A 10,675-nucleotide genomic window follows, 5' to 3' on the forward strand; every position below is an offset into this window, starting at 1 on the left:
TAACAAACACGGCGGGGCTAACCCCGCCCCCCCGCCTCCTCACTTGGGGGGGGGGGGGCGGGGCCGCCCCCCGCGATAGGGCCTTACGCCTTGTTCAGATACATCCGCGTGGTCAGCAGATACACCGGCAAGCCCGACACCACGATCAACAGCGCCGCATAAGGCGCCGCCGCCGCAAACTCGACGTTGGCGGTATGCGCCCACACCTCGGTTGCCAGCGTGGTCATCCCGGTCGGGCTGAGCAGCAAGGTGGCGGTCAGCTCCTTCATGGCATCCAGGAACACCAGCGCAAACGCCGCCGCCATGGCCGGGAAGATGATCGGCAGGGTCACCCGGCAGAACGCCGCGAAGCTGCTTGCGCCCAGCGTGCGCGCCGCCTCTTCCAGCGTCGGTGAAGCCTTGTTCAGCGCCGTGCGCACCGGCGACTGGGCCAGCGGCAGGAACAGCAGGGCATAGGCCAGGATCAGCAGGGCAGTGGTCTGGTACAGCGCCGGCACGTAGTGCAGGGCGAAGAACACCAGGGTCAGCGCGATCACCAGGCCCGGCAGGGCGTGCAGCAGGTACGGCAGGCGTTCGGCCCAGATCGCCAGGCGACCCTTGTAGCGCACTACCAGGAAGCTGATCGGCAATGCCAACAGCACGCAGAAACCTGCGCCGCCCAGCGACACCGACAGCGAGGTGGCCAGTGCCTTGCCGATGGCCGCCACCGGGAAGGCCGCCGACGAGCCGACACTCAGCCAGTAGCCGAGCATGGCCAGTGGAATACCGCTGCCCAATACTGCGAGCGCCAGGCACAGCAGTTGCCCCAGTGGCATCCAGCCACGCAGGTTGACCGGCTGGGCGCGACGCGCCACGCCCTGGCCGATCCGCACATGGCGGGCCTTGCCGCGTACCCGCAGCTCCAGCCAGAGCATCACCAGGCACAGCGCCAGCAACACGGCCGAAAGCATGGCGGCGTTGGCGTTGCTGAATTCCAGTTCGAACTGCTGGTAGATCGCCGTGGTGAAGGTCTGCAGGCCAAGAATCGACAGGGCGCCGAACTCCACCAGCATGTGCAGGGCGATCAGCAAGGCGCCGCCCAGCATCGACGGCCAGAGCAGTGGCAGGGTGATCTTGCGGAACACGCCCCAGCGGCTGCAACCCAAGGTGCGCGCCGATTCTTCCAGCGCGGTGTCGAGGTTGCGCAGGGTGGCGGCCACCGGCAGGAACACCAGCGGGTATTTGGACAGCGCCATCACCAGGATCGCCCCGCCCAACCCTTCGAAGTCCGAACTCAGCGACACCCAGGTAAAGCTGCTGACGAACGACGGCACGGCGAATGGCAGGCACAGCACCACGCCCCACAGGCGCCGGCCCGGCAGGTCGCTGCGTTCCAGCAGCCAGGCCAGGGCCACGCCCACCACCAGGCACAGCGCGGTGACGCCGGCCATCAGCAGCAGGGTGTTGCGCAGCAGGCCCCAGACGAACGGGCGCCAGAGCAGGCGCAGGGCCTCGTGAGCGCCGGCTTCCCAGGCCTTGAGCCCGACATACAGCAGTGGCAGCAGGCTCATCGCCACCAGGAACAGCACCGGCAGCAGCACCCAGACAGACGGGCGCTTGCGCTTGGGGACGAAGCGGGAGACGGCGGGCGAGGGCAGGGCGGCGGTCATCAGAGCAGACCAACCTCACGTTCGAGCTCGATGGCTTCCTCGGCATTGCCCAGGTCGGCCGGCGAGATCTTCGGCGGGCGCAGCTCCTCGAACGGCTTCAGGCCACGGTCCGAGACCATGCCCTTGTGCAGTGGGTACTCGGCGGTGGTCTGGGTGATAACACGCTGGCCTTCTTCGCTGGCCATCCAGTTGAGCAGGGCCTGGGCTTCTTTCGGGTGCTTGCTGGCTTTCACCGCAGCAGCGCCGGAGATGGTCACCAGGTTGCCGGCATCGCCATCGGCCAGGTAGTACAGCTTGGAATCGAGCTTGCCGCGCTCGCGCTCCAAGGCGTACCAGTAGTAGTTGTTCACCAGCACGGCGGCGACTTCGCCTTTTTCCACGGCCTTCAGGGCCACCATGTTGTTGGTGTAGGTCTTGCCGAACGCTTTCAAGCCGGTCAGCCATTCCTCGGTGGCTTCGCGCCCGTGCATCTTGAGGATGGCCACAGCTTGTTCCTGGAATGCGCCGCTGGTGGGCACGTAACCGACCCGGCCTTCCCACTCGGGGTTGGCGAAGTCCATCACTGTGGTGGGCAGGTCTTTCTCGTCGACCTTTTTCGGGTTGTACACCACCACGCGGGTGCGGGCAGTGACCCCCATCCAGGTGCCATTGGCGCCTACGTATTCCTTGGGCAGCATATCCAGGGTGGCGTCGTCGATCTTCGCCAGCAGGCCCAGTTCGCCCAGGTTGTTCAGCGGTGGCGACTCTTCGGTATAGATGATGTCGGCGGGCGAGCGGTCGCCTTCCTCGATGATCTGGCTGGCCAGCTGGTTGCTGCTGCCTTTGCGGATATTGATGTGGATGCCGGTCTTGGCCTCGTAGGCCTTGGCAATGGCTTCGCCGATTTCCTTGTGCTGACCGTTGTACATGGTCAGGCTGGCCGGGGCGTCTGCCAGGGCGGCCGGAGCGCCGATCACCAGGCTCAGCACTGCAGCGGCCAGGGTGCGCATCAGCGGTTGCGGGCGGATCGTCATGCGGGTACTTCCTCGCTTACGGCTACATATTTGGAAACAATGGTAAACGAAATCGTTTCTCAAATGGGCGTATGACGGGAAATTCATGGGGGTTCGCCGTGATCCCTGCTGTGTCTGTGAGATCGAGCGCGCTAGAGAACTTTCGGCGGGAGAGGGGGCAAGCAAAAATCGCAGGCAAGAAAAAACCCACTAGCAAGCTAGTGGGTTTTTATATGGTGCCCAGGAGAAGACTCGAACTTCCACGACCGTTAAGTCACTGATACCTGAAACCAGCGCGTCTACCAATTCCGCCACCTGGGCAAAGCTTTGAATCATCTGGTGAGGCGACTATCGTTCGCTTTCACACAGTAGTAATAGATCCTTGGTCATCTATTACTTGAAAATCTTGGTGCCCAGGAGAAGACTCGAACTTCCACGACCGTTAAGTCACTGATACCTGAAACCAGCGCGTCTACCAATTCCGCCACCTGGGCACACATTCGAGATTACAAGATGCTTTACAGCGCCGTTCATCTCTACTACAACTTCGGGGTTGTCCGTCGTTGTGGTGCGCACTATACGGACGGTCCTGGAGGCTGTAAAGCCCCCGAGCGAAAAAAATTTCAAAAAATTCAACTTGTTGATTCCGCAGGCCTATTACTGGCCAGCGGACGCTGTGCTGGGGCTGTCCAAGGCTGACATTTCCGGTTTCAATACGCCTATGCCAGAATTCATATCTATATACCCCAAGGTGAACCCCTTCTGATGGCCGATTGGCAATCCCTCGATCCCGAGGCCGCTCGCGAAGCGGAAAAATACGACAATCCTATTCCCAGCCGTGAGCTGATCCTGCAGCGCCTCGCCGACCGTGGCGAACCGGCTGCCCGCGAAGAACTGGCGGCAGAGTTCGGTCTGTATGAAGAAGACCAGATCGAAGCCCTGCGTCGCCGCCTGCGCGCCATGGAGCGTGATGGCCAGCTTATCTATACCCGGCGCGGCACCTATGCCCCGGTAGACAAGCTCGACCTGATCTGCGGCCGTGTCTCCGGCCACCGCGACGGCTTCGGCTTCCTGATCCCCGACGACGGCAGCGAGGATCTGTTCCTCAGCCCCTCGCAGATGCGCCTGGTATTCGACGGTGACCGCGGCCTTGCCCGGGTCTCCGGTGTCGACCGCCGTGGCCGCCGCGAGGGCGTGCTGGTTGAAGTCATCTCCCGTGCCCACGAGAGCGTGGTCGGCCGCTACTTCGAAGAAGGTGGCATCGGCTATGTGACCCCGGACAACCCGAAGATCCAGCAGGAAGTGCTGGTCACCGCCGGGCGCAATGGTGGTGCGAAGATCGGCCAGTTCGTTTCGATCAAGATCACCCACTGGCCCACCCCGCGCTTCCAGCCGCAAGGTGACGTTGTCGAAGTTATCGGCAACTACATGGCCCCGGGCATGGAGATCGATATCGCCCTGCGCAGCTATGACATTCCCCATGTCTGGCCGCAGGACGTGATCAAGGAAGCGCGCAAGTTCCGCTCCGAAGTCGAAGAAAAAGACAAAGAGAAGCGCATCGACCTGCGTCACCTGCCGTTCGTCACCATCGACGGTGAAGACGCCCGTGACTTCGACGATGCCGTCTACTGCGAGCCGCTGGGCAAGCTGCGCCTGTTCTCTGGCGGCTGGCGCCTCTATGTGGCGATCGCCGACGTTTCCAGCTACGTGCGCCTGGGTTCTGCCCTGGATACCGAAGCACAGCAGCGCGGCAACTCGGTGTACTTCCCGGAGCGCGTCATCCCGATGCTGCCCGAGGAGCTGTCCAACGGCCTGTGCTCGTTGAACCCGCACGTCGATCGCCTGGCCATGGTCTGTGAAATGACCATCAACAAGGCCGGCCAGATGGTCGACTACCAGTTCTACGAGGGGGTCATCCACTCCCATGCGCGCCTGACCTACAACAAGGTCAGCAGCATGCTCGAGCATTCCCGTACCCGCGAAGGCAAGGCCCTGCGCGAGGAGTACAGTGCGGTCCTGCCAGACCTCAAGAGCCTGTACGCGCTGTACAAGGTGCTGCTGGCGGCCCGTCACACCCGTGGCGCGATCGATTTCGAGACCCAGGAAACCCGGATCATCTTCGGCGAAGACCGCAAGATCGACGAAATTCGTCCGACCGTGCGCAACGACGCCCACAAGTTGATCGAGGAATGCATGCTGGCGGCCAACGTCGCCACCGCCGCGTTCCTGCAGAAACACAACGTGCCGTCGCTGTACCGCGTGCACGACGGCCCGCCGCCGGAGCGCCTGGAAAAACTGCGCGCCTTCCTCGGCGAACTGGGCCTGAGCCTGCACAAGGGCAAGGATCCGTCGCCGAAGGACTACCAGGCCCTGCTGGCGAGCATTGCCGGGCGCCCGGACTTCCACCTGATCCAGACCGTCATGCTGCGCTCCCTGAGCCAGGCGGTGTACAGCGTCGAGAACAATGGCCACTTCGGCCTGAACTACGAAGCCTACACCCACTTCACCTCGCCGATCCGTCGTTACCCGGACCTGCTGGTGCACCGGGCGATCCGCAGCGTGATCCGCTCCAAGGTCGATACCCCGCACGTCAAGCGTGCCGGTGCCATGAGCATCCCCAAGGCGCGTATCTACCCGTACGACGAGAACGCCCTCGAGCAGATGGGCGAGCAGTGCTCGATGACCGAGCGCCGCGCCGACGAGGCCACCCGTGACGTGGTCAACTGGCTCAAGTGCGAGTACATGCGTGACCGTGTCGGGGAAATTTTCCCGGGCGTGATCACGGCTGTGACCGGCTTTGGCCTGTTCATCGAGCTGACCGACATCTATGTCGAAGGCCTGGTGCATGTCAGTGCCTTGCCGGGTGACTACTACCACTTCGATCCGGTTCATCATCGCCTGTCGGGCGAGCGTACCGGGCGCAGCTTCCGCCTTGGCGACACGGTCGAGGTCAAGGTCATGCGTGTCGACCTCGAGCAGCGCAAGATCGACTTCGAGATGTCCGAGCAGACCGTCACCGCGCCGGTTGGCCGCAAGACGCGCGCCGGTGCTGCCGAGCCGGTCGCCCAGCAGGCGCCTGCCGGCGAAGCGAAAATCTCGCCCAAGCCGCGCAGTCGCAAGGGCGAAACCGCCGAAGCCTACTTCCCGAAAGACGCCGTCCAGCGTAACGCCGAAGTGCGCAAGAGCCGCGAGATGAAGAAAGCGCTGATGAGCGATGCGCGCACCGGGCATACAGCCAGCAAGTCGGAAAAAGGCAGCAAGTCGGCTTCCGGTAAACCGACCAAGCATCGCAAGGGCCCGTCGAAGTCCGGCGCGCCACGTAAAGGCAAGAACAAGTCATGAGTCAGCTGGAAAAGATCTACGGCGTGCATGCCGTCCAGGCACTGCTGCAGCACCATCCCAAGCGGGTCAAGCAGATCTGGCTGTCGGAAGGCCGTAGCGAACCGCGTCTGCAGACCTTGCTGGCCCTGGCTGCGGAAAACCGCGTCCAGGTCGGCCAGGCCGAGCGCCGCGAGCTCGATGCCTGGGTCGAGGGCGTGCACCAGGGCGTAGTGGCTGAGGTGAGCCCGAGCCAGGTGTGGGGTGAATTGATGCTCGAGGAGTTGCTCGAACGCACTGAAACCCCGCCGCTGATTCTGGTCCTCGACGGCGTCACCGACCCGCACAACCTCGGCGCCTGCCTGCGCACCGCCGATGCCGCGGGCGCTACTGCGGTGGTGATCCCCAAGGACAAGTCGGCCAGTCTGACTGCCGTGGTGCGCAAGGTGGCCTGTGGCGCCGCCGAAGTGATCCCGCTGGTGGCCGTGACCAACCTGGCCCGCACCCTGGAAAAGCTCCAGCAGCGCGGGCTGTGGGTGGTCGGTACCGCCGGCGAGGCCGAGCAGGAGATCTACCAGCAGGACCTGACCGGCCCGCTGGTGATGATCATGGGTGCCGAAGGCAAGGGCATGCGTCGCCTGACCCGCGAGCACTGTGATTTCCTGGTCAAGCTGCCGATGGCCGGTAGCGTCAGCAGCCTGAACGTCTCGGTCGCGACCGGGGTGTGCCTGTTCGAGGCCGTACGTCAGCGCCAGGCCAAGCGCTGATTCGTTACCTGCGGGGCGGGCTTGTGGGAGCGGGCTTGCCCCGCGATGGCGGTGGTGGGTTTGCCATCGTATCGCGGGGCAAGCCCGCTCCCACGAACCCCGCCTCACGAGTCTGCTCCCGCAGGAACCTGCCCGTCGGGCGAATATGTTTCCGGCTGTTCAAATATTCGCCAATCACCTTGCTTGTCCCCCCGGCCTTCTCTACAATTGCGCCCCTTGCCAGCTGGCCGGTGCGCATGCGCCTACACGCCGGGGCAAGACTTACAGTGTCATTCACTCCTTGTCTGACCAGATTCGCTGGCAGACTACTAACCCGTAAGGAGCATTCATGCGTCATTACGAAATCATCTTCCTGGTCCACCCGGATCAGAGCGAGCAAGTCGGCGGCATGGTTGAGCGTTACACCAAGCTGATCGAAGAAGATGGTGGCAAGATCCACCGCCTGGAAGACTGGGGCCGTCGTCAACTGGCCTACGCAATCAACAATGTTCACAAAGCTCACTACGTGATGCTGAACGTTGAGTGCACCGGCAAGGCCCTGGCCGAGCTGGAAGACAACTTCCGCTACAACGATGCCGTGATCCGTAACCTGGTCATCCGTCGTGACGAAGCCGTTACCGGCCCGTCCGAGATGCTCAAGGCAGAAGAGAACCGCAGCGAGCGCCGTGAGCGTCGCGAACGTCCTGACAGTGCTGATGGCGTCGATGGCGACGACAGCAATGACAGCGACAACAGCGATAACGCTGACGAGTAATCCACGGACCTTTTGAGGAGCCAATCACATGGCACGTTTCTTCCGTCGTCGTAAATTCTGCCGCTTCACTGCTGAAGACGTGAAAGAGATCGACTTCAAAGATCTCAACACCCTGAAAGCTTACGTATCCGAAACCGGCAAGATCGTTCCAAGCCGCATCACCGGTACCAAAGCTCGTTATCAGCGTCAGCTGGCTACCGCTATCAAGCGCGCCCGCTTCCTGGCCCTGCTGCCCTACACCGACAGCCACGGCCGCTGAGACCGGGTCGTCGACTTAAGTAGCAAGGGATAAGCATGCGAGCGTTGGCAAGTTTCATCATGCGCGGTCGTGTGCAGGCCACCTTCGTGGTGGTCATCAGTGCGGTACTGCCGCTGCTGTTCTGGTTGAGTGCCGCCGCCGGGAGCCTGGTGTTCCTGCGGCGTGGTTTCAAGGATGCTTCATCGGTCATCGCCTGGGGCCTGTTGCCGGCGGTGATCATGTGGTACTTCGGCGAACCCAGCACCTTGCTGGTGTTTTTGGGAACGCTGGGCCTGGCTGCGCTGTTGCGTGCCGGGCACTCCTGGAGCCGGGTGCTGCTGTCCAGTGTCGTATTAGGCTTGCTGTACAGCCTGATCCTGGATGCGGTGCTGCGCGAGACCTTCGAAGTGTTGGCCAAGGCGCTTGAAAAAGCCCTGCCGCAGTTCGAAGGCAAACCCGTACTACCTGGTGAGCTGATCGGCCCTTTGCTGGTCGCTTCCAGTGCGGTAATGCTGCAGCTGTTCAGCCTGCTGGCTTTGATGCTGGCGCGCTACTGGCAGGCAGCGTTGTACAACCCCGGTGGTTTCGGTCGCGAGTTTCGCGAGCTGAGGCTACCGCTGGTGCCCATGCTGGCACTGGTGTCGCTGATGGCGCTGGGTCCGTTTATCGGGTCTCAGTTCATCGTGCTGGCATCGGCCTCCAGCCTGGTACTGCTTCTGGCTGGCATCGCCCTGATTCATGGGTTGGTGGCGCAGGGGCGACTGGCCGGGTTCTGGCTGGTTGGGATGTACGTGACGTTGCCGCTGCTCATGCAGCTGATGTATCCGTTGCTCGTGGTTTTGGCCATTGTCGACAGCCTGATTGATTTTCGCGGTCGCAAGTCCCCTTCGCAGGGTGACGATTCCGCGAACGGTGAAGGTTAAAAGTTAAGAGGTTTTACCAAATGGAACTGATCCTGCTGGAAAAAGTCGCCAACCTGGGCAACCTGGGCGACAAAGTAAACGTTAAGGCTGGTTACGGCCGTAACTTCCTGCTGCCGTTCGGCAAGGCCACCGTTGCCAACGCCGCCAACCTGGCCGCGTTCGAAGAGCGCCGCGCTGAGCTGGAAAAAGCCGCAGCAGACAAGAAAGCATCGGCTGAAAGCCGTGCTGCCCAACTGGCCGAGCTGGAAGTGACCATCACTGCCACCGCTGGCGACGAAGGCAAGCTGTTCGGTTCGATCGGCACCCACGACATCGCTGACGCCCTGACCGCCTCCGGCGTTGAAGTGGCCAAGGCTGAAGTTCGTCTGCCGAACGGCACCATCCGTCAGGTTGGCGAATACGACGTAGCCGTGCACCTGCACAGCGACGTTGAAGCCACCGTACGTGTGGTCGTCGTAGCTGCCTAAGCTGCGCAATCGGCTGGTCCCTCGAGGGCCAGGCGGTTAACATCGGGCACGGTCCTGTTTCTTACAGGCCGTGCCCTTTGTTTTTATCATCCCCCAGAATTCTTTCGTGGCCATGAACGAGATTACCCATCCGGAACAGCTCGACCTGCAAACCGCTGCCCTGAAGGTGCCGCCGCATTCCATCGAGGCCGAACAGGCCGTGCTCGGTGGCCTGATGCTGGACAACAACGCCTGGGAGAAGGTGCTGGATCAGGTGTCGGATGGCGATTTCTATCGGCATGACCACCGCCTGATCTTCCGCGCCATCCACAAGCTGGTCGACGCGAACCACCCGTTCGACGTGGTGACGCTGCACGAGCAGCTGGACAAGGAAGGGGTCTCCACCCAGGTCGGCGGCCTGGCCTATCTGGCTGAACTGGCCAAGAACACGCCGTCGGTGGCCAACATCAAGGCCTACGCCGCGATCATTCGCGAGCGGGCCACGCTGCGCCAGCTGATCAGCATCAGCACCGACATCGCCGACAACGCCTTCAACCCCCAGGGGCGCAACGCCGAGGAGATCCTCGACGACGCCGAGCGGCAGATCTTCCAGATCGCCGAGGCGCGGCCGAAGACCGGTGGCCCGGTGGGCGTCAACGAGCTGTTGACCAAGGCCATCGATCGCATCGACACGCTGTTCAACTCCGACAGCGACATCACCGGTGTCTCTACCGGTTACACCGACCTCGACGAGAAGACCAGCGGCCTGCAGCCCGCCGACCTGATCATCGTTGCTGGCCGTCCGTCGATGGGCAAGACCACCTTCGCCATGAACCTGGTGGAGAACGCTGTACTGCGCAGCGACAAGGTGGTGCTGGTGTTCTCCCTCGAGATGCCAGGTGAATCGCTGATCATGCGTATGCTCTCGTCCCTCGGCCGTATCGACCAGACCAAAGTGCGTTCCGGTCAGTTGGACGATGACGACTGGCCGCGCCTCACTTCCGCGGTCAACCTGCTCAACGACCGCAAGCTGTTCATCGACGACACCGCCGGCATCAGCCCCTCGGAAATGCGTGCCCGTACCCGCCGCCTGGCCCGTGAGCACGGCGAGATCGCCATGATCATGGTCGACTACCTGCAGCTGATGCAGATTCCGGGCTCTGCCGGCGACAACCGCACCAACGAGATCTCCGAGATCTCCCGCTCGTTGAAAGCCCTGGCCAAGGAATTCAACTGCCCGGTCATCGCCCTGTCGCAGCTCAACCGCTCCCTGGAGCAGCGCCCCAACAAGCGCCCGGTCAACTCCGACCTTCGTGAATCCGGTGCAATCGAGCAGGACGCCGACGTGATCATGTTCGTCTACCGGGACGAGGTGTATCACCCCGAGACCGAGCACAAGGGCGTGGCAGAGATCATCATCGGCAAGCAGCGTAACGGCCCCATCGGCTTCATCCGCCTGGCGTTCATCGGCAAGTACACCCGCTTCGAGAACCTCGCGCCGGGTATGTACAACTTCGACGACGACGAGTAACGCCCAAGTATTGGCCCCTGTGGGAGCGGGTTCACCCGCGAATGCGATAGTGAAATC

9 protein-coding genes and 2 tRNA genes are annotated in these 10,675 nt (G+C 62.4%); 7 read left to right on the forward strand and 4 right to left on the reverse strand.

The features are described from left to right. Positions 1 to 83: 83 nt before the first annotated feature. The 4 genes from ABE459_RS24410 to ABE459_RS24425 all read right to left on the reverse strand — a co-directional run bounded on the left by ABE459_RS24410 (position 84) and on the right by ABE459_RS24425 (position 3,135). Positions 84 to 1,649 (reverse strand): iron ABC transporter permease, encoded by a 1,566-nt coding sequence (locus ABE459_RS24410; protein ID WP_125465752.1) that lies wholly within the window; start codon positions 1,647 to 1,649, stop codon positions 84 to 86. After that, on the reverse strand, positions 1,649 to 2,662 hold the full coding sequence (locus tag ABE459_RS24415) for an extracellular solute-binding protein (RefSeq protein WP_346648157.1): 1,014 nt from the start codon (positions 2,660 to 2,662) through the stop codon (positions 1,649 to 1,651). The genes ABE459_RS24410 and ABE459_RS24415 overlap by 1 nt, the downstream gene beginning before the upstream one ends. Before the next feature lie 213 nt (positions 2,663 to 2,875). Continuing rightward, positions 2,876 to 2,962, reverse strand: a tRNA-Leu gene (locus ABE459_RS24420). Between the two features lie 86 nt (positions 2,963 to 3,048). After that, positions 3,049 to 3,135 (reverse strand) — tRNA-Leu (locus ABE459_RS24425). Between the two features lie 271 nt (positions 3,136 to 3,406). On the opposite strand from ABE459_RS24425, the gene rnr reads away from it, so the two are divergent. From rnr to dnaB, 7 genes are all read left to right on the forward strand, one after another. Beyond that, positions 3,407 to 5,983 carry a ribonuclease R gene (rnr, locus tag ABE459_RS24430; RefSeq protein WP_323830430.1) on the forward strand — a complete coding sequence of 859 codons (2,577 nt, stop codon included), beginning with the start codon at positions 3,407 to 3,409 and terminating at the stop codon, positions 5,981 to 5,983. Beyond that, entirely contained in the window at positions 5,980 to 6,726 is a 747-nt protein-coding gene (gene rlmB, locus ABE459_RS24435; RefSeq protein ID WP_110996124.1) for a 23S rRNA (guanosine(2251)-2'-O)-methyltransferase RlmB, read from the forward strand. Before rnr ends, rlmB begins: the two co-directional genes overlap by 4 nt. 328 nt (positions 6,727 to 7,054) lie before the next feature. Continuing rightward, positions 7,055 to 7,480 (forward strand): 30S ribosomal protein S6, encoded by a 426-nt coding sequence (gene rpsF / locus ABE459_RS24440; RefSeq protein WP_110996123.1) that lies wholly within the window; start codon positions 7,055 to 7,057, stop codon positions 7,478 to 7,480. A gap of 28 nt (positions 7,481 to 7,508) precedes the next feature. Beyond that, complete coding sequence (gene rpsR, locus ABE459_RS24445; protein WP_003249563.1) at positions 7,509 to 7,739, forward strand: 30S ribosomal protein S18; 231 nt, start codon at positions 7,509 to 7,511, stop codon at positions 7,737 to 7,739. Between the two features lie 35 nt (positions 7,740 to 7,774). Beyond that, positions 7,775 to 8,641 (forward strand): hypothetical protein, encoded by an 867-nt coding sequence (locus tag ABE459_RS24450; RefSeq protein WP_125860648.1) that lies wholly within the window; start codon positions 7,775 to 7,777, stop codon positions 8,639 to 8,641. Between the two features lie 20 nt (positions 8,642 to 8,661). Continuing rightward, the gene (rplI, locus tag ABE459_RS24455) at positions 8,662 to 9,108 is read left to right on the forward strand and encodes a 50S ribosomal protein L9 (protein ID WP_011535934.1); all 447 of its coding nucleotides are present in this window, start codon (positions 8,662 to 8,664) and stop codon (positions 9,106 to 9,108) included. A 112-nt stretch (positions 9,109 to 9,220) separates the two neighbouring features. Continuing rightward, entirely contained in the window at positions 9,221 to 10,618 is a 1,398-nt protein-coding gene (dnaB, locus tag ABE459_RS24460; RefSeq protein ID WP_110996121.1) for a replicative DNA helicase, read from the forward strand. Positions 10,619 to 10,675 lie beyond the last annotated feature (57 nt).

It is taken from the genome of Pseudomonas sp. TWI923 (genome assembly GCF_039673365.1).
In the GTDB taxonomy this organism is placed as follows: Bacteria; Pseudomonadota; Gammaproteobacteria; order Pseudomonadales; family Pseudomonadaceae; genus Aquipseudomonas; species Aquipseudomonas sichuanensis.